The 23498-nt window shown below is 64.0% G+C and carries 20 protein-coding genes; 11 read left to right on the plus strand and 9 right to left on the minus strand.

Going from position 1 to position 23498, the window contains the following annotated elements:
• Positions 1-49: 49 nt before the first annotated feature.
• Positions 50-850, plus strand: a complete 801-nt coding sequence (locus OVY48_RS04075; protein WP_037472823.1) for a fumarylacetoacetate hydrolase family protein — start codon at positions 50-52, stop codon at positions 848-850.
• 37 nt (positions 851-887) lie between these two features.
• Positions 888-2162, plus strand: a complete 1275-nt coding sequence (locus OVY48_RS04080) for an MFS transporter (RefSeq protein WP_313922056.1) — start codon at positions 888-890, stop codon at positions 2160-2162.
• Between the two features lie 3 nt (positions 2163-2165).
• On the opposite strand, the gene OVY48_RS04085 is transcribed toward OVY48_RS04080, so the two are convergent.
• Positions 2166-3074, minus strand: coding sequence for an SDR family NAD(P)-dependent oxidoreductase (locus tag OVY48_RS04085; protein ID WP_037476493.1), 909 nt, complete (start codon positions 3072-3074; stop codon positions 2166-2168).
• Between the two features lie 151 nt (positions 3075-3225).
• Here OVY48_RS04085 and OVY48_RS04090 point away from each other — a divergent pair, with 151 nt between their 5' ends.
• Positions 3226-4008, plus strand: coding sequence for an SDR family NAD(P)-dependent oxidoreductase (locus tag OVY48_RS04090; RefSeq protein WP_037476492.1), 783 nt, complete (start codon positions 3226-3228; stop codon positions 4006-4008).
• A gap of 4 nt (positions 4009-4012) precedes the next feature.
• Here the strand turns inward: OVY48_RS04090 and OVY48_RS04095 are convergent, their stop codons facing one another.
• Entirely contained in the window at positions 4013-4468 is a 456-nt protein-coding gene (locus OVY48_RS04095; protein ID WP_156106213.1) for a MarR family winged helix-turn-helix transcriptional regulator, read from the minus strand.
• Positions 4469-4581: 113 nt separating this feature from the next.
• On the opposite strand from OVY48_RS04095, the gene OVY48_RS04100 reads away from it, so the two are divergent.
• The 3 genes from OVY48_RS04100 (at position 4582) to OVY48_RS04110 (ending at position 7931) form a co-directional block, all read left to right on the plus strand.
• The gene (locus OVY48_RS04100) at positions 4582-5643 is read left to right on the plus strand and encodes an alpha/beta hydrolase fold domain-containing protein (protein ID WP_037476490.1); all 1062 of its coding nucleotides are present in this window, start codon (positions 4582-4584) and stop codon (positions 5641-5643) included.
• Positions 5644-5776: 133 nt separating this feature from the next.
• Positions 5777-6352 carry a hypothetical protein gene (locus OVY48_RS04105; RefSeq protein ID WP_096062357.1) on the plus strand — a complete coding sequence of 192 codons (576 nt, stop codon included), beginning with the start codon at positions 5777-5779 and terminating at the stop codon, positions 6350-6352.
• Between the two features lie 151 nt (positions 6353-6503).
• Positions 6504-7931 carry a porin gene (locus OVY48_RS04110; protein ID WP_313922057.1) on the plus strand — a complete coding sequence of 476 codons (1428 nt, stop codon included), beginning with the start codon at positions 6504-6506 and terminating at the stop codon, positions 7929-7931.
• Between the two features lie 24 nt (positions 7932-7955).
• Here OVY48_RS04110 and OVY48_RS04115 read toward each other — a convergent pair whose 3' ends face one another.
• The 5 genes from OVY48_RS04115 to OVY48_RS04135 form a co-directional block, all read right to left on the minus strand.
• On the minus strand, positions 7956-8219 hold the full coding sequence (locus OVY48_RS04115; protein WP_037473199.1) for a hypothetical protein: 264 nt from the start codon (positions 8217-8219) through the stop codon (positions 7956-7958).
• Positions 8220-8260: 41 nt separating this feature from the next.
• A complete protein-coding gene (locus tag OVY48_RS04120; protein ID WP_313921888.1) occupies positions 8261-8947 on the minus strand; it encodes a DUF4197 domain-containing protein in 687 nt (228 codons plus the stop codon).
• A gap of 62 nt (positions 8948-9009) precedes the next feature.
• The gene (locus tag OVY48_RS04125; protein ID WP_313921889.1) at positions 9010-10095 is read right to left on the minus strand and encodes an NAD(P)-dependent alcohol dehydrogenase; all 1086 of its coding nucleotides are present in this window, start codon (positions 10093-10095) and stop codon (positions 9010-9012) included.
• A gap of 2 nt (positions 10096-10097) precedes the next feature.
• On the minus strand, positions 10098-12692 hold the full coding sequence (locus OVY48_RS04130; RefSeq protein ID WP_313921890.1) for a TonB-dependent receptor: 2595 nt from the start codon (positions 12690-12692) through the stop codon (positions 10098-10100).
• An 81-nt stretch (positions 12693-12773) separates the two neighbouring features.
• Entirely contained in the window at positions 12774-13703 is a 930-nt protein-coding gene (locus tag OVY48_RS04135) for a helix-turn-helix transcriptional regulator (protein WP_313921891.1), read from the minus strand.
• A gap of 219 nt (positions 13704-13922) precedes the next feature.
• Between OVY48_RS04135 and OVY48_RS04140 the strand changes: the two genes are divergently transcribed.
• A complete protein-coding gene (locus OVY48_RS04140) occupies positions 13923-14789 on the plus strand; it encodes a 2-dehydro-3-deoxygalactonokinase (protein ID WP_313921892.1) in 867 nt (288 codons plus the stop codon).
• Positions 14786-15418, plus strand: a complete 633-nt coding sequence (locus tag OVY48_RS04145) for a 2-dehydro-3-deoxy-6-phosphogalactonate aldolase (protein WP_313921893.1) — start codon at positions 14786-14788, stop codon at positions 15416-15418. Before OVY48_RS04140 ends, OVY48_RS04145 begins: the two co-directional genes overlap by 4 nt.
• A gap of 12 nt (positions 15419-15430) precedes the next feature.
• Here the strand turns inward: OVY48_RS04145 and OVY48_RS04150 are convergent, their stop codons facing one another.
• Positions 15431-16798 carry an ATP-binding protein gene (locus OVY48_RS04150; RefSeq protein ID WP_313921894.1) on the minus strand — a complete coding sequence of 456 codons (1368 nt, stop codon included), beginning with the start codon at positions 16796-16798 and terminating at the stop codon, positions 15431-15433.
• Positions 16795-17523, minus strand: coding sequence for a response regulator (locus tag OVY48_RS04155; protein WP_037473208.1), 729 nt, complete (start codon positions 17521-17523; stop codon positions 16795-16797). The genes OVY48_RS04150 and OVY48_RS04155 overlap by 4 nt, the downstream gene beginning before the upstream one ends.
• A 304-nt stretch (positions 17524-17827) precedes the next feature.
• Between OVY48_RS04155 and OVY48_RS04160 the strand changes: the two genes are divergently transcribed.
• Genes OVY48_RS04160 through OVY48_RS04170 form a run of 3 tightly spaced genes read left to right on the plus strand, consistent with a single transcriptional unit; the run spans position 17828 to position 23463 of the window.
• The gene (locus tag OVY48_RS04160) at positions 17828-18940 is read left to right on the plus strand and encodes an efflux RND transporter periplasmic adaptor subunit (RefSeq protein ID WP_313921895.1); all 1113 of its coding nucleotides are present in this window, start codon (positions 17828-17830) and stop codon (positions 18938-18940) included.
• Positions 18941-18943: 3 nt separating this feature from the next.
• Positions 18944-22099: an efflux RND transporter permease subunit gene (locus OVY48_RS04165; RefSeq protein ID WP_313921896.1), complete on the plus strand. Its 3156-nt coding sequence runs from the start codon at positions 18944-18946 to the stop codon at positions 22097-22099.
• Positions 22096-23463 carry an efflux transporter outer membrane subunit gene (locus OVY48_RS04170; protein WP_313921897.1) on the plus strand — a complete coding sequence of 456 codons (1368 nt, stop codon included), beginning with the start codon at positions 22096-22098 and terminating at the stop codon, positions 23461-23463. Before OVY48_RS04165 ends, OVY48_RS04170 begins: the two co-directional genes overlap by 4 nt.
• The last annotated feature ends 35 nt before the right edge of the window (positions 23464-23498 follow it).

Raw genomic sequence — 23498 nt, forward strand, 5'->3', positions numbered from 1 at the left:
ACCGGTTTCCTATAGCGTTAAGGTCAGATAGGATGAAGAGGATTAACCCGTGAGTGCAAGCAGCATGGCCCAAATGATTGCCACCCATTTCCTGGCAATGCGCAAGGCTGCGACGGGCTTCGATGATTATCCCGGCGATGCCCCGGCGACGCTTGAGGAAGCCTATGTCATCCAGGATACCGCTCTTGCGCATACGTCTGATGCTATTGCGGGCTGGAAGGTCGGGCGCATCCTGCCTCCGCTTGCCGACCTCTATGGGTGCGATCGCCTCGCCGGTCCCATTTTCTCGCCCACCGTCTTTCCTGCCACCAGCCAATCCACAGGCCTGGTTTTCGCCAGGGGGTTCGGCGCGGTGGAAGCCGAATATCTGTTTCGTATCGGCACTGTTCCACGCCCGGACCAGATCAGCTTCACGCTGGAGGAAGCGGCGGACCATATCGATGCCGTGCATATCGGTATCGAAATCGCCAGCTCGCCCTTCGCCGGGATCAACGAGATGGGGCCTGCCGTCACGATCTCGGACTTCGGTAATAATAATGGTCTGTTGATCGGCCCTGCCATCCCCGATTGGCGCAGCGGGGCCTATGCGGATCAGCGGGTGACGACCCGGATCGACGGCGTGGACGTTGGGTCTGGCACGGCCGCAGCGTTCAACCGAGGCGCGATCGGATCAGTCAGCTTTTTGCTGGAAAATCTGATCGCGCGCGGGATCACCATTCAACCGGGTTGGTGGATTTCAACCGGCGCGGTGACGGGCGTCCATCCGGTTCGTGCCGGGCAAGCGGTGGAAACCGATTTTGGTCCCTTGGGGACACTGCATTGCACGATCGAGGCGCAGCCGCCACGCTGAACCTCTGACACCATATAAAAGACCAGGAGCCAGGATGATGAACGAAGCAGGGGTGCAGGGTCCGCCGGTCGGCCGCTATCGCTGGGTGGTGGTGGCGCTGTTGTTCGCGGCCACCGCGATCAACTATGTCGATCGACAGGTGATCGGCGTGCTGAAGCCGACCCTGTCAGCAGAGATGCAATGGTCGGAAACCGACTATGCCAATATCGTCTTCTGGTTTCAGGCTGCCTATGCGATCGGTTATCTCGGTTTCGGCCGGATCGTCGATGTCATAGGCGCGCGCTTTGGCTACGCCATCGCGGTCACCATCTGGACCATCGCGCATATGGCGCATGGCGGCGTCTATGGTGTCACCCAATTCGCCATGGCGCGCTTTGGCCTTGGCATTGGCGAGTCGGGCAATTTCCCCGCAGGCATCAAGGCGGTGACCGAATGGTTCCCGCAAAAGGAGCGCGCCTTTGCGATCGGCCTGTTCAACGCTGGGGCCAATATCGGTGCGATCATCACGCCTTTGCTCGTGCCATGGTTGACCGTCGCCTATGGCTGGCGCGTCGCCTTTTATGCCACCGGCATTTTCGGCATCGTCTGGCTCATCGCTTGGCTGGTCTTCTACCGCAGGCCGGATCAGCATCCCAAGGTAACGGCGGATGAACTCGCCTATATCCGCCAGGATCCCGCCGATCCGGTCGAACCCATCGGCTGGGCCAAGCTCATCACGATCAAGGAGACTTGGGCCTATGCCATCGGCAAATTCTGCATCGACCCGATCTGGTGGTTCTTCCTCTTCTGGCTGCCCGGCTATCTCGGCACCCGCTATGGTCTTGATCTCATCAGCTTCGGGCCGCCGCTGGTCGCCATCTACCTTCTCTCGGACGGTGGCAGCATCTTCGGCGGCTGGATGTCTGGAAGGCTGATGAAGGCGGGCAAGAGCGTCAACGCGGCGCGCAAACTCACCATGTTGCTATGCGCCTTTGCCGTGCTGCCGATCTTCTTTGCACAGTCGATCGATAATCTCTGGCTTGCCGTGCTGGTAATCGGCATCGCCACGGCCGCGCATCAGGCTTTCTCGGCCAATCTCTACACCCTGCCATCGGACTTGTTTCCGCGTGGTGCCGTTGGGTCGGTGGTCGGCATCGGTGGGACCGTGGGCGCGATCGGCGGCATGGTCATGGCCAAATATGCAGGCTATATCCTCGACGGCATCGGCAGCTACACGCCGCTCTTTGCCGTCGCGGGCAGTGCCTATTTCGTTGCGCTAGCCGCCGTCCACCTGCTCTCGCCCCGCCTGGAGCGGGTTAGCGTATCGACCTGATCCTCAGGCCCCCGCTACGGCCCGTTCGAAGCTGTAGCGGATATGGTCGACATGGCCGTGCAGGCCGAAATCGAGCGGATCGGCGCTGTCCATGATGGCGTCGATTTGGCTACCGACATCCTCGATCGACCAGTCGGGTTGATAAACACCCTTGCTTTCCGCCACGAAAACCCGCGCGATACGCCCCGCGATCGAGGCCAGCATCTGGCCGGTGATCGAGCAATCCTGATGCGCCAGCCAGCCGACGACGGGCGCGACCAGTTCAGGCCCCATCGGCGGATAAGCCGACACGTCGATCCCATCGGCCATGCGGGTGACGGCACCGGGCACGATGATATTGGACCGGACGCCCTGCGCCTCCCCCTCCAGCGCCAAAATATTGTTGAGGCCGATCATGCCGGATTTGGACATGGCGTAATTGACGCAATGTGCATTGCCGTAGAGCCCGCCGATCGAAGACGTCAGCACGATCCGGCCATAGCCCGCGCTGCACATGATCGGAAAGGCGGGCCGGGCAACGTGAAAAGCGCCGCGCAGATGGACGTCTAGGACGGCGTCGAAATCATCCTGGCTTAATTCCTTCATCGACCCGTAGCGCACATTCCCCGCATTATGGATCAGCATATCGATGCGGCCATAATGGTCGAGCGCGCAGTCGATGATGGCGCGGCCGCCTTCGGGCGTTGCGACCGATTCGGTGCAGGCGATCGCTTCACCACCCAAGGCCTCGATCTCCGCCACGACATCGGCTGCGGGTCCGGCATCGCCGCCCTCGCCCCGGATCGCGCCACCCGGATCATTGACGATCACCTTCGCGCCGCGGGCGGCCAGCAACAGCGCATAGGCGCGGCCCAGGCCACGACCTGCACCGGTGATGACGGCGACGCGCCCGTCGAAACGTAGCTCTGCCATGGCCCTATCCTTCTCGTCTGGTTGTCGCGCCGATGGGTTACCCGGTGCATCCGCCCGTTCAAGACAGGCCGACAAGGCATCGCTCCAGCGGTTCGCGATGACGGTCCTGGCGCGATAGGAAAGGCTCAAGACAGATAGAGGGACATGAACGATGCAGGTTGCGATCATCACCGGGGCGGGCAGCGGCATTGGTCTTGCCACCGCCAAGATGCTGGCGGAGGCCGGCATGGCGATCGTGGGGGTCGGGCGCGACGTGGACAAGCTGGCGACGCTGGAACAGGTGATCGGCGATCCGACGCGGATCGCGACGCTCTCGGTCGATATCACCGCCGACGATGCGCCTGCCCGCATCGTCGCTCTGGCGCTCGACCGCTTCGGCCGGATCGACTTCCTGGTAAACAATGCCGGTGCAGGCAGCCCCAAGCCGCTGCATGAAACCGATGACGAAACGCTCGACTATTTTCTGGGGCTGATGCTCCGCGCGCCGTTCCGCCTGTGTCGCGAAGTCATTGGCCATATGGGGGATGGCTGTGGCATCGTGAATGTCAGTTCGACCTATGCGATGATCGGCGGGCGGCGGGGCGGCGCTTATTCGGCGGCCAAGGGCGGCCTTGGCGCGCTGACCCAGCATATCGCCTGCGATTATGGTCCACGCGGTATTCGCGCCAATTGCGTCGCGCCCGGCGTCACCATGACCGACATGGTGCGGCACCGGTTCGACGATGAGATGTTCAAGCGGGTGAATGTCGAAACGACGCCCTTCCCCCGATTGGGCGAAGTCGAGGATATCGCCAGCACGATCGCCTTTCTTTGTTCGCCGGGCGCGGGGTTCATCAATGGGCAGACGATCGTGGTGGATGGCGGCTGGACCACCACCAAATATCTCTCACCCCGCGCACTGACCACCAAGTGGGTGGAACCCGACGCTGAATGATCGATCAGGGGTGGCAGGCGTCGCGGCAGACCTGGCGGAGTAGCGCCAATATCTCGTCCCGGCGTTCCGGTGGTATGGAACGGCCGATCGCCTCTTCATGGCGCGCGAAAGCCTGCTGCACTTTTGCATGGAGCTGTTGGCCTTCGTCCGACAGCGACAGGGCGATCGCCCGCCCCTTCCCCGGCTGTTTGTCCAGCGCGCCGAGCAACGCCAGTTTGTTGATCAGCGGCACCAGATTGGCGGGCTGGGCGCGCAAAGCGCGGCCGATGTCGCTTTGGGTACAGCCCTGGTTCGCGCCTAGGAACAGCAGCAGCGTCGCTTCACTGACATTGAGTTCCAGAGGCTGAAGCATATTCGCCAGAGCGGCGGTCGCCGCCGTGGTGGTGCGGCGCAGATGATAGCTGAGCAGAGTGTCGAGCGGATCGACCAGATCGGATAAAGCGGACAGCGACACGGACATAGGTTTCAATAGTCTGCTTGCCCTCCCCACTCAAGTCTGTATGTTATGTTTCATAACATAAGTCATAGGAGATGAGCATGTCCAGACTATCCAACGGAATTAAAACGGTTTTCTTGGCCACTTCGGCTTGTGCGCTGTGTATCGGCGCCGCTTTTGCCCAGACGCCACCCGTGGGCGGACCCGGCACGATCGAGCCGGACGGTACGGTCGTGGTGCCGTCCTTCCGCTTGCCGCCGTCGGATTATCTGAGCGAGGCGGCGAAGAAGGCGCTGCCGCGGACACCGTCCGACCCCGAAGAACCGATGATGCGCGCCGTCGCGGCCGGTCAGGCTGGTGCGTTGCGCGCGCGTATGCCGCAGCTCATGGCGCCACGCATTGATGCGCTGAAACAGATGTACAAGGTGACCACGCAAGAGACGGAGATCGCAGGCGTCCCCGCCGTTCGCGCGACACCGGCAGGCGGTGTCCCGCAGGCGAACCGGACCAAGATCCTGCTCAATCTGCCCGGTGGCGGCTTCGTCATGGGCGCCGCGCCGGGAACGGGCATGATCGAATCCATCCCGCTTGCGGGTCTTGCCGGGGTGGAGATCGTCAGCATCACTTATCGGCAGGCGCCCGAACATGTCTACCCGGCCGCAACGCAGGACGTGCTGACCGTCTATCGCGCATTGCTCAAGACCCACAAACCACAGGATATCGCGATATTCGGCTGTTCGGCAGGCGGATTGCTGACGGCGGAAACGATCGCGGCGCTGGTGCGCGACAAACTGCCCCTGCCAGCGGCGATCGGCATCTTCTGTGCGTCGGCCGATGCACGGTGGGGCGGTGACAGCCGTGCGTTCGGGCGCCCGTTCCAGGCCTTGGCGCAGCGCGAGGATAGTCGCGCCTATTTCAAGGATATCGACCTGTCCGATCCCTTCGTTTCCCCGATCGAGTCCCCCGCGACCTTGGCGCAGTTTCCGCCGACGCTGGTGATCACGGGAACGCGCGCGTTCGAGATGAGCGCGGCGGTCAACACGCATAAGGAACTGGTGAAGGCCGGGGTCGATGCCGACCTGCATATCTGGGATGGCCTGGGCCATGCCTTTTTCTACGATCCGGCCTTGCCTGAATCACGCGAGGCGTTCGACGTCATGGCGCGTTTCTTCACCCGTCACCTGAACCTCCAACGCTAGGCGGCAAAGGTGGCCCTCTGGCAAAGTCTCGCGCGTGACACTTTACCGATGGGCAAAGTGTCACGCGCGACAAAGTGCGCCTCGGCGGAAATTAGGGATTCACAGGAGCGCTGCACTGTGCTTGATTCACCTTATGTTTCACGCCCCCCTTCCCTCCCGTGCAGCCGGCGGCAGCGATGTCTCGCTGCTGCTCGACCAATTGTCGCATTGCTGTTCGCGTCCCCGCTATGCCTTCATGCTGCTGACCTTGATCGCGGACGTGGCGCGACCCGATGGCAGCGCCGGGCCGTTGGTGCGGGTGGACGACAGCCTGGTGTCGTTGCGCGACTGGTTGTGCGATGCGCTGACCCCCATGGGCCATCGCGACCCCCGGCGGATGGCGCTGGTCGAACGTGTCAGGGACGAATTGCGCAAGGAAGAGCGGCTGACCGGCGACGCGACGACGAACGAGGCGCTGGTGCAGGATGAAGTACGTATCCGCGTCCGGACCTCCGGTAAGACGAACCTCAGCCGCGCGGTGTCCGAACTGGTGAAGGCCGGATTGCTCAAACGCCATTATCAAGGGTTTCGCGTCGATCATTTGAACCGCGGCGCGCAGCGGCAAGCGGTCTATACCCTGACCGGACGCGCCCGCGCGCTGGTCAGCGCGCCGCCCCTGGCAAGGCGCCCCGCCACCCGGCCACGGCAGGGCGATCTCTTTGCATCCTGACCTATGACGGTGCCGCCAGATATGTGACATTTCCATGTCGCTACTGTCATAAAAACCGATAAAATCTGTCATTAAAGAGTCATTGAACCGCCATAGCTGGCGCCCTTGTCGAACAAGGGACAAGGCTGTGAAACAATCGAGACATATCGGCATGGGTCTGGCGGTCAGCCTGCTGGCGCTGATGCCCCAAGCCGCGCAGGCGCAAACAGTCGAGCAACTGCAAAGCCAGATCGATGAGCTGAAGGCCCAAGTGCAGGCCCTTACCGCCGCCCTGTCCGCCCGTCAGCCTGCCCCGGCGACCGCGTCCGCCGCCGCCCCTGCGCCGGTTCCGACCAACCCTGCACCCGCCCCTGCGCCGCAGATGGCGAGCCTTTCGGCACCCACTCCCGACCCGGTCGATGCCGAACCTGCTCAAGAGCCGAAGAAAGGCTGGTATGATCGCCTGTCGCTGCGCGGCTATACCCAGATGCGCTACAATGCCTTCCTGTCCGGCGACGACAGCGCGCCTGCGGGCACATCCCGCCTGCGGTCGGTCCATGACAGCGGCATTTCCGACAAGGGCGGCTTTACCCTGCGCCGGGTCCGCCTCGTCCTGCAAGGCGATATTTCTGATCGCGTATCGCTCTATCTGCAGCCGGATTTCGCGACCGCCGTCAGCAACCAGAGTGGTGGCGAGCGCCGGGAGAGTTTCGGCCAGTTGCGCGACGCCTATGCCGACATCTTCCTCGACAAGGCCAAGAGCGTCCGGCTGCGGTTCGGTCAATCGAAGGTGCCCTATGGCTGGGAGAATATGCAATCCTCGTCCAACCGCCTGACGCTCGATCGCAGCGACGGTATCAACAGCGCCGTGCCGGGCGAGCGCGACCTGGGCGTCGTGGCCTATTATACGCCGCCATCAGTCCAGAAAATCTGGGACAGGCTAGCCGATGACGGGCAAAAATTGTTCGGCAATTATGGCGCGTTCGGATTGGGCCTGTTCAACGGGCAGGGCATCAACAAGACCGAGCAGAATAAAGACCTGATGAAGGTCGCCTTTGCGACTTGGCCATTCGAACTGGATGGTCTGGGCGACGCCTTTGCAGGCCAGGTGTTCGAAATCGGCGGGTCGGCGATGCTCAACACCATCCAGCCGGAAATCCGCAGCGGCGGCGTCAGCGCTCTCTCCTATGACGATAATCGCGCTGGCATCCACGCCATGCTGTATCCCCAGCCGATCGGCATTCAGGCCGAATGGAATTGGGGCCGCGCGCCGCAATATGATCTGGCCAGCCAGTCGATCCGCGCCAGCAAGCTGAATGGCGGCTATGTCCAGATGATGATGCGCCTGCCGACATCGGACAGTTTCGGCACGCTGATGCCCTATGGCCGCTGGCAACATTATCGCGGCGGCTGGAAAGCCGCGACCAACGCCCCGCGTCTGGAGACGGACGAGTTCGAACTGGGCCTGGAATGGCAGCCATGGAAGGCGCTGGAGATCACCATGGCCTATGCCCGGATGAAGCGCGCCGAAGCCGACGAACGCCGGACCGGCCGCGCCGAAGGCCACCTTATCCGCACCCAGGTGCAGTGGAATTATTGACGCCGGGCGCGCACTGGTCGAACCTTAGTGTGCCTCGCTGCGCATTCGCCCGACCAGCGCTTCGATCTCATTGGGTTCCAGCAGCCAGGTCCGCGTCTTGCGGCCTTCCCGATGGACGGGGTGAGTGAGCAAAACCCGCGCCTGCGTCTGGGCGTGGGGTTTATAGAGCGCGAAATGCGTCGCGCAGTCGCGGATCGTGCCGATCAGCGGCGGCTTGCCGTCCAGGTCGATCATCGTCGCGGGCTGGTCCCAGGGGATGGCGGCGACGCCGGGATATTTCTGTTCCATAGGGGCCGGAACACCACGGCGCGCCGCCAAAATCAAGGGGCTTATCGCAGCAGCGCCATCAGGATCGGGTCGCGCGTGGCGCCGGGGTCGCGCCGTATCTCCGCTTCCTCGCGGCCGATGGCGCGGAAGATGGCATCGCCAATCTGGCCCGACACATTGTCCGCCAGCGCCGCATAATCCCGGCCGCCTGTGGCGGACAGCGCTGCGGTGAGCATTTCGAACATGTCCGATTGCAGCGCGCGTGACGCGCCGGGCAACAAGGCTTCGACCACAGAACCGCGTGCTTCGCGCGCCAAAAGGTCGGTCGCCGCCGTCGGCCCGCCACGCAGGACGGACACGGCATCGGCCAGCGTCATGCGCTGCACCGCATCCATCACGATCGGCGCGGCATTGTCGGCCAGATCGACGGCGACATCGTTGAGCGCCATACCCACCCGATCGCGCACCGCGCGGGTGCGCAGCAGCGCGGACAACACCGCGCCACCCCGGTCCCCGCCCAGATCGGGGGGCGTGATGCGGGTGAGTTGATCGTCGTAAAAGCCGCCCGGTTCGGTCAGGCGCGCAAAGGCGCGCTGGCTCGACAATTGGAGCAGGCGGCGCACCGCTTCCTCCACGGTATAGCGGCCCATCGGAGTCGCGCAGGCGGCAAGCGGCAACAGCGCGATTGTCGCGATCAAGCTGCGCCTGTTGCAAAGGCCGGTCGGCGCTGTCCCCAATTTGTCCACCATGATGCGTCTCCCTGTTGCTGGGCTGACGCTATGGCCCGATCCGCCTTGCCGGTCGCTGAACGTCAGGGCTGATCCATCACCACCACCGGCTTGACGACCGCCCCGCTTTCCGACGCGGCGAAGGCCGCCTGCAAATCGTCAAAGACATAGCGCTGGATCAGCTTTTCCAGCGGCAACCGGCCGTCGCGATAATAGCCGATTAGGCGGGGAATGAAGCTTTGCGGATCGATGCCGCCCTCGACCACGCCGACGATCCGCCGCCCCATGCTCATGATCGCCGACGCATCGATGGCGCAGCCGCCGGGCGGATAGGCGCCGACCAGGGCGAGCGTGCCGCGCTGCGCCAGTTTCTCGACGGCTGGGCCAAGCAAGGCCGGAACGCCGGTCGTGTCGACGATATGGTCGAACAGGCCTTCGATCGATGCGAGATCATCGCTTGTTTCGGTCGCGCCCAATGTGCGGGCAAGGTCCAGGCGGCTGGCATGGCGATCGATCACTACGATCCTTCCAGCCCCGGCAATTACTGCCGCCATGACGGCGGCCAGGCCAACGGCGCCCGCCCCCAGGATGGCGATCGACTGGCCAGGCGCGACCTTGAGCGTTTCCAGCACCGTGCCTGCGCCCGTCTGTATCCCGCAACCCAAAGGGGCAAGGATGTCGAGCGGCAGGTCCGGGTCGATCCGCACCACATTGTCGCGATGCGCAAGCGCATGAGTCGCAAAGGCCGACTGGCCGAAGATATTGCTGCCGATCCGCTGATCGCCGCGCCAGATGCCGCCTTCGCCTTCCTGCGTTAGCCCCATGAAATTGCGCGGCACGAATTCGACGCAATAGCCCGGTTGATGATCATGGCAGGCCCCACAGGCGCCGCAGCTATGGAAGCTCAGCAACACATGGTCGCCGACGGCCACATCGTCGATGGCGGAGCCAACCGCATCGACCACGCCTGCCCCTTCATGCCCCAATATGACCGGGAAGGGCGTGGGCAATGCGCCGTCGCGCATCACCATGTCGGTGTGGCAGATGCCGCAGGCATGAAGCCGCACGCGGACCTGGTCGGGACCGGGCGGGTCCATGGCCAGCGTTTCGAAGTGGAAGGGACCGCCCGGTGCTTCCACCACAGCGGCCCTGATCGCGATCCGGCCCATGATCAGAAATCGAAGCCAAAGCGCAGATACCATTCGCGCGGCCGGTTATAAGTGCCAAAGATCGCACCCGCCGCGATGTTGGACCCGCCCGATGTCAGGAATCGCTTGTCGGTCAGGTTGGTGCCGCCCGCCGTTACCGACCACTGGCCGTCCGGCGCGCGATAGCTGATCGAGGCGTTGACGATGTCGGTCGATACCCGCTTGAGCAGCAGGGTACGTTGCGTGTCGTTCCAGGCGCTGGACGTATAGGTCCAGTCGGCCAGCATGACGAGCGACGCGCCATTGCCGAGCTTTGCTTCGTAGCGGGGGCTGAGATTGACTTTCCATTTGGGCGTCTTGGGCAGGGTTTCGCCGACCAGCGTCCCGGCCTGGAAGCCATTAGCCCCGCCGACCGCGGCAGCACCCGCCGACACCGATGTATATTGCGCGTCGATATAACCGACCGCGCCATTGATAGTCAGGCCATCGACCGGCGCCGCCACCATCTCCAATTCGAAGCCACGAATGCGCGCATCGCCCGCATTGGCGATGGTGGGCGAGGTGCCGACCTGGATATTGAGCTGAATGTCGCGATATTTGGTCGAAAAGACCGCCGCGTTGAGTTGCAGATGCCGGTCGAGCAGCGTGGACTTGATGCCCGCTTCCCAGGTGGTTGCCTTTTCCTCGTTGAAGTCGGGAGCGACATTGCCCTGTGGGTTGGTGAGGCGCGTGGTCCAGCCGCCGGTCTTATAACCCTTCGACCAACTACCATAGAGCATGACATCGTCGGTGGGATGGATCTGTACGCCGACCTTGGGAGAAAAATCGCTGAATTTCTTGCGGTTGACGCCGGGTGTGTAGACGCGGACAGGGTTGTTTGGGTCGGGATAGCCAAGGCCCGCCTGGCAGGGAATAGGGGCCAGCGGGAAGGCACCGCCGGGGGCGATATTGCCATTGGCGTCCGAGCAGCCAAATAGCTTATAGTTAAAGCCGTTCAATTCCTGCTGCCCACCCTCGAACCGCTTGCGTTCGTTGGTGTAGCGCCCACCGATGGTGATGCCGATCAGGTCGATTGGGCGATAGTCGATCTGGCCGAAAAAGGCGTAATTCTTCGTTGCCAATTCATTGGGACCATCGACCTGCACCAGCCCTTCGGCGAAGGTCACATAGTCGTGCAGGTCGCCCGCTTCCTTGAAATAATAGGCGCCCAAAACATAGTTGAGCTTTTCATCCAGGGCGTTGCCGAGCAGCTGCAATTCCTGGCTGAACTGCCACTGGTTCATGGTGAAGCTCAACTGCACGAAATTGAGCGGCGATCCGTCCGCATCGAGGCCGGCATTCCAGTGCAGCTCACGATAGGCGGTGATCGATTTGAGCGCGAGATTGTCGGCCAGGTCGAAGTCGACGATGCTGCTCAGGCCCCAGCTTTCGAGGTTGGAATAGCTGTTGCCGCTGGCATAGCTGCGATCGGGATTGTCGATCAGATAGCGACCGTCCCAGGGCAGGCGGTCATTGGCGGGATTGCCATCGACATTGGCGCTGGCGACGCTGGCCAGCTGGAATTGCGGATTGAACTGGGTGCCTGCCACACCGCACAAGGCCTGGGCGTTGCGCGCCGCGATTTGCGCGCCCGTGCTGCCGATGCAGAAATTATAGAGGCCAGCGAACAGGAAGCCGGTGGTGCCGGTCGGGTCGAACGCCGTACCGGGCAGGTTGGTCGTGCCCGCAAAATTGCCGGGCACGAACTCGGTCGTGCCGATCAGCTTGTTGGCCGACGTGCCCTTGTCCTTGCTATAGTCGCCGGAGAAGGTCGCGCGCACCGCGCCACCATTGTCCCAGCGCAGCTTGCCGCGCAGGTTCCAATTGTCATTGGCACCTTCCTTGGCGGCGCTGTCATAGCCAGCGGCCGAGAATGCGTCGAAGGAGGGCGTATTGTTCGCCCGCTGATCGGGATAGGGCAAGCGCTTCAAGAAGCCGTCGCGCGACTTGATGCCGAAGGTGAAAGCGGAGCTGAGGCCATCGGTGATCGGCACCGTTACCGACCCGCGCACCTGGAACAGCTTGTAGCTGCCCAGCGTCACGTCGCCCTTGGCTTTGAATTCGTCACCCGGATCGGCCGTGACGATCGAGATCGCGCCGCCGATCGTATTGCGGCCGAACAGGGTGCCCTGCGGTCCCTTCAATATTTCCACCCGCTCGACATCGAGCAGATCCTGGTTCGCGCCGACCGTGCGGGCGAGATAGACGCCGTCGAGATAGATGCCGACGCCCGGATCGATGTTGAAGGCGAAATCGTCCGACCCGATGCCGCGAATATAGGCGGCCAGAACGGCGGTGGAACCGGAAAAGGGCGTGCCAGCGTCCAGATTGACGTTGGGCGCGATGGCGGAAAGCTGCGACACGCTGCCAACAGCGCGCTCCTGCAAGGACTCAGCAGTGAAGGCCGAAATGGCGATCGGCACATCCTGCACATTTTCCGCGCGCTTCTGCGCCGTCACGACGATTTCGGCGATACCGCCCGATTGTTCGGCATCCTGTGCCAATAGTGGCGTGCTGGCCATCGCGCTCGACGCCATCAGCGCCGCGATCATCGACTTGCCCATCTTCAATCCTCCCATAATGGCCCACCTGTTCCGGTGTGTTGTCGGCCATCATAGGCGGCAGCCCCCATCGCGTCTTGGATAGGGGCGAACCGGGGATCAGGACAAAAGCGAACCACCCTGGCCGCTGCGCCACTGGCTGGGCGAGACGCCGAAATGACGGCGGAAGCAGCGGGTGAAGAAAGCGGAGTCGCTGAAACCGACGTCGAAGGCGACGTCCGTGATCGTCATGCCGTCGTCACGGGCCAGCAAGGCCGCCGCCCGTTCGAGCCGCCGCGTGGTGATGAACGCGGTCGGCGTCAGCCCGACATGGCGAAAGAAGCTTTTTTGGACGGCGCGGGGGGAGAGGTCGAGCGCTTCGCAGATCAGCGCCGTGCCAAGGTCTGGATTGCCCAGATGCTCCAGCGCATAATCGACCGGCGAGCGCGGCATGGCGATCGCCGGTCGATCGAGCACGCTGCGTCGGCAAAGCAGCCGTGCCGCATCGGCCAGCAGCACGCCCGCCTCATCGTCCAGTGCGGCGAGCTGGTCGCGCTGTGACCATAGGCCTTGCAACACATGGGCGAGGAACAGGACATGCGGGTTGGTCGATGGCACCAGACAGCCGTGCCAATCGCGCGCGGCGATTTCGTCGCCCATCATCGACACCGGCACCTGCAGGATCAGGCAGTCGTTGAACTGCGAAATGTCGATGGCATAAGGGTGGCGGTCATCTGCGATGACGACGTCGCCGACCCGCGCCATGCTGCTGCGGTCGCCATGGATCATCGTCATCGATCCCCGATGAAGCAGGTGCAGCAACAGGTGCCGCTCTTCGCCTTCCGTCACGACCCGGCTGACCTGCGCCCGCTCGCTGCGCGCGCGGGCAAAGCCGACACCGCCGAGCGACCAGCGCGCAAGCTCGGCCTTGATCCCTTCGGGTGCATGCGCGGTCATGCCGGGAAAGGCCTCCGCCACCACCTCGCGCCAGAAGAGCTGGCGACTTTGCGGCGGCACGAGACGCGTGGAGAAACGCTCGACCGCGCTCATCGACCGACCATCTCGCGGCCATATATATGGTGGATCATAGCCAACATCCTCTCCCCTTTTCGTCGCGCGCTTATCTTTGCCCGTCGACCGATCTTGCCAATCGCCGCAAAAGTATCCCAGGCATACGGATATGGCAATATGATTGAACGGTCACACCCTTAGCACGGACCGGCGACCAACAGCGTTGCCTTTGCAAAGGCCTCGATATACTCGGACAATATGGGAATAGCGCATTTCATCGCCGTCGATTGGGGCACGACCAATCGCCGCGCCTATCGGATTGAGGATGGCGCAGTGGTCGCGACGCACCGCGATACGCTGGGCGTGACATCGGTGCCGCCTGGCGGCTTTGAGCAGGAAGTCGATCGCCTGCGCGCGCGGCTGGGCGGCGGCCCGCTGTTGCTGGCGGGGATGGTCGGGTCCAATCGCGGCTGGATCGATGCGGGCTATGTGCCCACGCCCGCAACGCTCGATATACTGGCCGCCGCGATGGCGCACCCCGCCGAGGGCGTCATGATCGTGCCGGGCGTGTCGCATATCGCGGACGGCCGTGGCGACGTGATGCGGGGCGAGGAAGTGCAATTGCTCGGCGCTGTTGCCGCTGGCCTCGTCCCCGCCGACGCGCTGCTGTGCCAGCCCGGCACCCATTGCAAATGGGCGTGGATGCGTGGCGGCGCGATCGCCGCCTTCGTCACGGCCATGACTGGCGAGATGTTCGCCCTGCTCAAGGCCCATGCCTTGATCGGACAGGATATGACGGGTCCGGTCATGCCGGGCGACGCCTTCTTGGCGGGCGTACGCGAAGCCAGACGCGGGGATATGCTCGCCTCGCTGTTCGCCATCCGCCCGGCGGGCCTGCTTGGCCTGCGCGACCGCGCGGACGCCGCGTCCTTCGCCAGCGGCCTGCTGATCGGCAATGATTGCGCCGCCCATGCGACCGGCGGCACTGTCCATCTGTTGGCCGATCCGACGTTGGGCGCCCTCTACAGCTGCGCGATCATGGAACTGGGCGGCACCGCCGTCATGGTCGATAGCGAAGCCGCCTTTATCGCGGGCATGACCCGCCTTTGGGAGCAGATTGCATGAGCCTGGATTTCCCCACCGCCTTTACCCGCTGCCCGCTGGTCGCCATTTTGCGCGGCGTGCGGCCGGACGAGGTCGAACCGATCGGCGACGCGCTCGTCGAAGCGGGCTTCACGCTCATCGAAGTGCCGATGAACTCGCCCTACCCGATCGACAGCATCGCCCGGCTGGCGCGCCGGTTCGAAGGGCGGGCACTGGTCGGCGCAGGCACGGTGCTGACCGTCGAGCAGGTCGAACAGGTGCGGCAGGCGGGCGGACAACTCGTCATCTCGCCCAACAGCGATGTCGAAGTGATCGCCGCGACCGCGCAGGCGGGCATGATTTCGATGCCGGGCTATTTCACCCCGACCGAAGCCTTTGCCGCGATCCGAGCGGGGGCAAGTGCGCTCAAGCTCTTCCCGGCGGAGGCCGCCACCCCTGCCCTGCTCAAGGCGCAGCGCGCGGTCCTGCCGAAGGATATGCCGGTGCTGATCGTCGGCGGCATCAACCCCGGCAATATGGCCCCCTGGGTTCAGGCGGGGGCCAATGGGTTCGGCCTTGGCTCGGCGCTCTACAAGCCCGGCGCGACCGCGGCGCAGGTCGGCGAAGCGGCGCGCGCGTTCATCGCTGGTTGGCAGGCCTTGTCGGCGTAACGCAAACTTGGCCTACCCCTTCATGTCGATGGTAGCGATCAATCCGCCATCGTCGGCATTGCGCAAGCGCACCGATGCCTCGAAACTCATCGCCAGCGACCGGGCGATGGTGAGGCCGATGCCAGTCCCGTGCCGCCCGCCGGGTTGACCGCTCGGCCCCCGCGTGAACGGCTCGAACATCTGATCAAGCTGATCGGGCGCAATGCCCGGCCCCCGGTCGCGCACATGGATCAGCACGCGCCCGCCGGTCCGCGCGCAGCTTATATCGGCACTGCCGCCATATTTGATCGCATTGTCGACCAGATTGCCGATGCAGCGGGTCAGCGCATTGGGCTTCACCCGCACCGTTCCGCCACAGCCCGTGATGAACCGCACCGGCGCGCCGAGTTCCTGCGCATCCTCGGCCATGCTCGCGAGCAGCGAGTCGATGTCGAGTTGCGACCATGGCTCGCGCGCTTCGGTGCTGCTGGCGAGGTCCAGCCCCTCGCGCACCAGCGTCTGCATCGCCTGCAGATCCTGTAGCAGGCGCGCGCGCAACTCGCCCTCCTCCATCAACTCCAGCCGCAGCCGCATCCGTGTCATCGGCGTCTGAAGATCATGGCTGATTGCGGCCAGCAATTGCGTGCGCTCGGCAAAACCGGCGCGGGCGCGGCGCTGCATGAGGTTGAAGGTGGAAAGCGCCGCGCGCACCTCTTCCGGTCCCCGTTCGGGAATTTCCTCCGGGTCGAGTGATACCGAAAAGGCTTCGGCCGCGCGTTCCAGACGGCGTAACGGTTTGGATACGAAGCGCGCGACAAGGATCGCCAGTCCGGCCGACGCGGCGATGATGACCATCAGGTAGAGCGGATTATAGATGACCCGCAGCGGCTTGGCGAGGCGCGGGAAGGTCAGGGCCAGCGCGCGCCGCTGGCCACTGCTGTCGGTGAAACGGACAACCCAGCAATCGGGTCGCGGCGCATCCACCAACCCCGCCGCGCGCTCGGTCGTCCGGGCGAAATCAGGGAAGCAGAGGCCAAGCGGCACTTGCCCGGCTTCGGGCAAAGAGCGTGGGCCAAGGCGGTCGGACAGCGTCGCCTGCAGGTCGGCGTCCGGTTCGTTGATCGCGACCCCCGCCGGGGCAGGCGAGGCACCGATGATGCTGTGCGTCGCCATCATCGCCTCGATCCGCGCCGGATCGCGGCGCAAGCGGTCGGCAATGTCTAGCGCGCTCGCCACCACCCGCTGACGCCGCACCCGTTCAAAATCATGCCGCCGCGTCTGTTCAGCGACCATCAGCGCGATGATCGCGGCGACCGACATGCCGATCGTCAGGATCACGAAAATCTGGCCGGTCATGGACCGGAAGAAGACCGGCACGCGCGACAAGGACCGACGGATCATGAATAATCGACCGCGCTGGCCAGCACATAGCCCTCGCCACGCACCGTCAGGATCAGTTCGCTACCGCCGGGCAAGACCGCCAGTTTCTGCCGCAACCGGCTGATCTGCAGGTCGATCGTCCGGTCGAAGGCAGCGGTCGCGCGCCGTTCGGGCAGCAACGCCTCGCGCGCCAGAACGACATTCGGTTCCTCGATGAAGCGACAGAGCAAGCGATATTCCGCCGACGACAGCATCACCAGCCGCTCGTCGGGCGCGACCAGCCGTCGTTGTACGAGGTCCAGCCGCCACGGCCCGAAATGGGCGTAGCGCATCGCCTCGGCCGGTGCCACAGGTTCACTCCGCCCGCGCCGCAACAGGTTGCGGATACGCACCAGCAATTCGCGCGGTTCGAACGGTTTGGTCAGATAATCGTCGGCGCCCAGCTCCAGCCCCAGCACCCGGTCGATCGCACTGCCGCGCGCAGTCACCATGATGATTTGCACGGCCGATCCCTCGGCCCGCAACTCGCGGCACAGCGACAAGCCGTCACCATCGGGCAGGTTGAGGTCCAGCACGATGAGGTCGATCGTCTCCTCGCGCAGCGTCTGGCGCAGTTCGGTCAGGCTGCCCACACCCAGCAGCCGGTAATTTTCCTGCCGCAACTGCCCGATGATCAGGTCGCGAATATCGGCATCGTCATCGACCACCAGCACCGTGGCGGCAGGAGGAAGGGAAGGGTCGATCATGCGGTCTTCTATCGTGCGTACCGGCAAAAGTCTGCGCTTCTCCGCACCCTGCTACAGGCTGATACAAAGCGTTACGCGCCGGCGAGGCGATGCGACAGGCCGACCATAAGTCGCTCTACCATGTGACAGGCAAAAGCGTCAGGACGAGAGCGTCGGCACCCCCTAGCCGACGCCAAGCGGAGTCCTCGCGACGTCAGCGGACCATGTCCGTCCGGCGCACGATCCCTCCCCCTCCCCCCGTGTCCGGCCGGCCCGCCGATGACGCGAGGCTCCGCCTGGTTCACGCAAGGATCGACGCTACTCTATGCCCTCGCCTTTTCGCACCGTGCCTCTGGCGCTCTGCATATTGATCGCCGCCTGCGCTGAACCCAAGCCCCCGCAAAAAGGCCCGGTCGAAGTGGGGGTCGTCACCCTGACGACGCAAAATGTCACGGTGGCGAGCGAACTGCCTGGCCGCACCGTGTCGGCGATGATGTCGGAAGTCCGGCCCCAGGTTGCAGGCCTGATTCAGAAGCGCCTGTTCACCGAAGGCGCGATGGTGACGGCGGGGCAACCGCTCTACCAGATTGACGAACGCCTCTATCGTGCGTCGCGCGACGAAGCGCAGGCCGCGCTGGCGAGCGCGCAGGCGACCCAGATGGCGGCGCAGGCCAGGGCGCGCCGCTACACATTGCTTGGCGACAGCGAAGCCGTCAGCGCGCAGGATCGTGACGATGTCACCGCTACGGCGCGGCAGGCCAGCGCCGCCGTGCAGCAGGCCCGCGCCAGCCTGCAGACCAGCAACGTCAACCTGCAATTCACCCTGGTCCGCGCGCCGATCAGCGGGCGTATCGGCCGCACCCTGTTCACGCCGGGCGCGCTCGTGACCGCCAGCCAGGCCGATCCGCTGACGACGATCCAGCAACTCGACCCGATCTATGTCGATGTCACGCAGTCCAGCACCCAGTTGCTCGCGCTGCGTCGTTCGCTGGCGTCGGGCCAGACCCTGCCCGCCAGCGCGACCATCCGCCTGAAACTGGAGGATGGCAGCGATTATCCGCAGGAGGGGGTGATCGCGTTCGCCGAGCCGATTGTCGACGTCAATAGCGGCACGGTGACGCTGCGCGCGCGCTTCCCCAATCCCGACGGGCTGTTGATGCCCGGCATGTTCGTGCGGGTCGTCGCCCCGCAATCGGTCGTGCCGGGCGCAATCCTCGCGCCGCAACAGGGGATCACGCGCGATCCCAAAGGCAATGCCACCGCCCTGGTGGTGAACAGCGCGAACAAGGTCGAGCGCCGCACCGTGACGGCGGGCCAGGCGATCGGCGACAAATGGCTGATCACCAAGGGGTTGAAAGCCGGTGACAGGCTGATCGTCGAAGGCACGGGCAAGGTGCAGCCCGACGATGTCGTCAAGCCCGTCGCGGCATCGAAATAAGCCATGCTCAGTCGCTATTTCATCGAACGGCCGATCTTTGCCTGGGTCATCGCCATCGGCATCATGCTGGCGGGGCTGGGGGCGATGTTTTCGCTGCCCATCGCCCAATATCCCGACATTGCGCCGCCCGGCGTCGGCATCAGCGCGACCTATCCGGGTGCGTCCGCCGACACCGTCGAAACCGCCGTTACCCAGGTCATCGAACAGCAACTGACCGGCATTGACGGGCTGATGTATTTCTCGTCTTCGTCGTCCGCGACGGGCCGGTCGCAAATCACCGTCACCTTCCAGAAGGGCACCGACCCCGACACCGCGCAGGTGCAGGTGCAAAATCGCGTACAGCAGGCGCTAAGCCGCCTGCCCAATCCGGTGCAGCAGCAGGGATTGACCGTCACCAAGCAGCAGACAGACTTTCTGATGCTGGTCGGTCTCTATGACGAGACGGACCTCGCGACTCAGGCCGATATTTCGGACTATCTGGTCAATAATTTCCAAGACCCGATCGCGCGGATCGAAGGTATTGGCGCGACCCAGATTTTCGGGTCGCAATATGCGATGCGCGTCTGGCTCGATCCCTATAAGCTCGCCGCCGTCAAGCTGATGCCCTCGGACGTGCAGAGCGCGATATCGGCGCAGAATGTCGAAGTGTCCGCAGGGCAGATCGGGGCCGATCCTGCACCCGCCGGGCAGCAGATCAACGCCACGGTCACTGCGCGATCGCGGCTGGAAACCCCCGAACAGTTCCGCAACATCGTCGTCAAGACGCAGCGCGACGGGTCGATCGTCCACCTGTCCGACGTCGCACGGGTGGAATTGGGCAATGAAAGCTACACCACCGCCGCGCGGCTGAACGGCCATCCCGCATCGGGCATGGCGCTGCAACTTGCACCCGGTGCCGACGCGCTCAAGACCGCCGAACTGGTCAAGGCCAGGGTCGAGCAATTGTCGCAAAACCTGCCCCATGGCTATAAGCTGGTCTATCCGCGCGATACGACGCCGTTCATCAAACTGTCCGTCAACGAAGTCATCAAGACGCTGATCGAGGCTGTCTTACTGGTCGTCGTGGTCATGTTCGTCTTTCTGCAAAGCTGGCGCGCGACCCTTATCCCCACCATTGCGGTGCCCGTCGTGCTGCTCGGCACCTTCGGCGTGCTGGCGCTGTTCGGCTATTCCATCAACACGCTCACTTTGTTCGGCATGGTGTTGTCGATCGGCCTGCTGGTCGATGACGCCATCGTCGTGGTCGAAAATGTCGAGCGGATCATGGAGGAAGAGGGGCTGTCGCCCCGCGACGCGACGATCAAGTCGATGGAGGAGATCGGCAGCGCGTTGGTCGGCATCGGCCTCGTCCTGTCCGCCGTGCTGTTGCCCATGGCCTTTTTCGGCGGATCGACCGGCGTCATCTATCGCCAATTCTCGATCACCATCGTCTCGTCCATGCTGCTTTCGGTCGTGGTGGCGCTCATTCTCTCGCCCGCGCTCTGCGCCACCCTGCTCAAACCCGTGCATGACGAACGGCGCAATCATGGCTGGGCGGGCAAGTTCAACCGCGGGTTCGATCGGCTGACCAACGGCTATATCCGCCGCACCGAGCAGATGCTGGGACGCCGCAAGCTGTTCTGGGTCGGCTATGTTGTGATCCTTGGCATCCTTGCCCTGCTGTTCGTGCGCCTGCCTTCCAGCTTCCTGCCGGTCGAGGATCAGGGTCAGGTGATGGTGCAGATGACGCTGCCCGCCGGTGCCAAGTCCAGCCGCACCACCGAAACCGCGGCGCAGGTGCAGAACTATTTTCTGAATGATGAGAAGGACAATGTCGCTTTCGCCTTCATCATGACGGGGTTCAGTTTTCAAGGTCAGGGCGAGAATGTCGCGCAGGGCTTCATCAACCTCGCGCCGTGGGAAGATCGCAAGGGTGCGGTCAATAGCGCGGGTGGCATTGCCGAGCGCGCCAACAAGCAATTATCGGCCATTCGCGACGCCAGGGTGCTGGCGATGACGCCGCCCGCCATTCGCGGCCTCGGCCAATCCAATGGCTTCACCTTTCAACTGCTCAACACCGGTGGGTTAAGCCGCGACCGTTTTCTGGAACTGCGCAACCAGTTGATCGCCGCCGCCGCGAAAGACCCGCTGCTCGCAGGCGTGCGCGCCGCCGCGCTGGAGGATACACCGCAGCTCAAGATCGATGTGGATTCCGAAAAGCTCGCCGTCCTGGGGCTTAGCCAGAGCGATGTGGACTCTGTTCTGAGCGCCGCCTGGGGCAGTCGCTACATCAATGATTTCGTGGATCGCGGCCGGGTGAAGCGCGTCTTCATGCAGGCCGACGCCCCCTATCGCGCACTGCCGACCGACCTCGACAATTGGATGGTGCGATCAGCGTCCACCGGCGAAATGGTGCCCTTCTCCGCCTTTGCGACCACCCGCTGGACGATGGGGCCGTCCACGCTGGCGCGCTTCAACGGCCAATCCTCCTATGAATTGCAGGGTCAGGCGGCAGCGGGAGCCAGTTCGGGCGAAGCGATGGACCGCATCGTTGAGCTACAGCAACAGCTTCCCGCAGGCACCAGTTATGCCTGGAGCGGCCTATCCTATCAGGAACAATTGTCGGGCGGGCAAGCGCCATTGCTGTACGGCCTGTCGGTGCTGGTCGTCTTCCTTTGCCTCGCCGCCTTGTATGAAAGCTGGTCGATTCCGATCGCGGTGCTGCTGGTGGTGCCGCTTGGCCTTGTCGGCGCGGTGATCGCGGTGTGGGCGCGCGGGCTGGAGAATAATATCTTCTTCCAAGTGGGCTTGCTTACCACCATGGGTCTTGCCGCCAAGAATGCCATCCTGATCGTCGAATTTGCCGAACTCGCGCATCGCCAGGGCAAAGACCCGCTGTCGGCGGCGATCGAAGCCGCGAGGCTGCGCTTCCGCCCGATCCTGATGACCTCGCTGGCCTTCATCGCGGGCGTCATTCCGCTCGCCATCGCCACCGGTGCTGGCGCGCAGAGCCGGGTCGCTATCGGCACGGCGGTCGTCGGCGGCATGTTGACCGCTACATTGTTGGCGATCTTCTATGTGCCGCTCTTCTTCGTCACCATCGCGCGGCTGTTCGACAGCAAGGCCAAAGCCAAAGCCCTGCCGCCAAGACCCGCCCCGGACGGAGGATTGCCCGCATGATCCGCTCGCTCCTTCTGCTGACCAGCGCGCTGACGCTGGCGGGGTGCAACATGGCCCAGACCTATGTCCGCCCCGCTGCGCCGGTTCCAGCGGCCCTGCCCACGGGCGACGCTTATGCCCCGGCGCAGGCGGGGGCAGCGGCGGGCCTGCCGTGGACGCAATTGGTGGGTGACGCCAAACTCCAGACGGTGATCGCGCGCGCGCTCGCCAATAATCGCGACCTGCGCGCGACGCTGGCCAATGTGCAGGCCGCCCGCGCCCAATATCGCATCCAGCGCGCGAGCCAGCTCCCCACCGTGACCGGCGATGCCAGCGCCGCCTTCGTCCGTCAGAATGATACGCGGCAGAATAGCTATAGCGCGGACATCGGCTTTGGGTCGTTCGAGATCGACCTGTTCGGGCGCCTGCGCAACTTGTCGGAATCCGCGCTGCAATCCTATCTGGCGACGCAGGAAGGCGCGCGCGCCGCGCGCATCGCGCTCATTGCCGAGACGGCCAGCGCCTATGCGACGCTGGCCGCTGACCAGGAATTGCTCGCCGTCTCGCGCCAGACGCTCGCCAGCGCCCAGCGCACGCTCGACCTTGTCAGTTCGCTGAACGGCGCCGGGTTGACCGGCAAGCTGGACGTCTATCAGGCGCAGACCACGGTCGAACAGGCCGCTTCCGATGTCGCCGCCAATGTGACGCAGGTGGCGCAGGACCGTAATGCGATCGACCTGCTGGCAGGCGCGCCCGTCGAGGATGCGCTGCTCCCGGCCTCGCTCGACAGCCTGATTGTGGGCATTGCCAATGTGCCCGCCGGACTGACCTCGGACATCCTGCTCCAGCGTCCCGATGTGCTACAGGCCGAGCATCAGCTCATGGCCGCCAACGCGGATATCGGCGCGGCGCGCGCGGCGATGTTTCCGCGGATCAGCCTGACCTCGGCGATCGGCGTTGCCAGTTCGGCCCTGTCCTCGCTGTTTAACGGCGATGCCTTTGCCTGGTCGGCCGCGCCGTCGGCGAGCCTGCCGATTTTCGGCGGCCCCGTGCGCGGCAATATCGACTTTAGCAAGGCGCAGCGCGACATGATGCTGGCGCAATATGAGGGCGCGATCCAGACCGCTTTCAGGGAAGTCGCCGATGCCCTGGCCCGCGACGGGACGATCGACGCGCAGCAGGCCGCCCAGCGTCGCCTCGTGGTTGCCAGCCAACGGGCCTATGCCCTGTCCGAAGGCCGTTATCGTGCGGGGATCGATACCTTCCTCACGACGCTCACCAGCCAGCGCACGCTCTATGCCGCCCGCCAGTCGGCGATCGCCACCGACCTGGCGCTCGTCTCCAACCGCATCCTGCTTTATCGCGTGATCGGCGCGGACCAGTAAGCATAGGCTCTTCCGCTGCCGCCTATTTATGATAT

It is taken from the genome of Sphingobium sp. SA2, from assembly GCF_032227065.1.
Classification (GTDB): domain Bacteria; phylum Pseudomonadota; class Alphaproteobacteria; order Sphingomonadales; family Sphingomonadaceae; genus Sphingobium.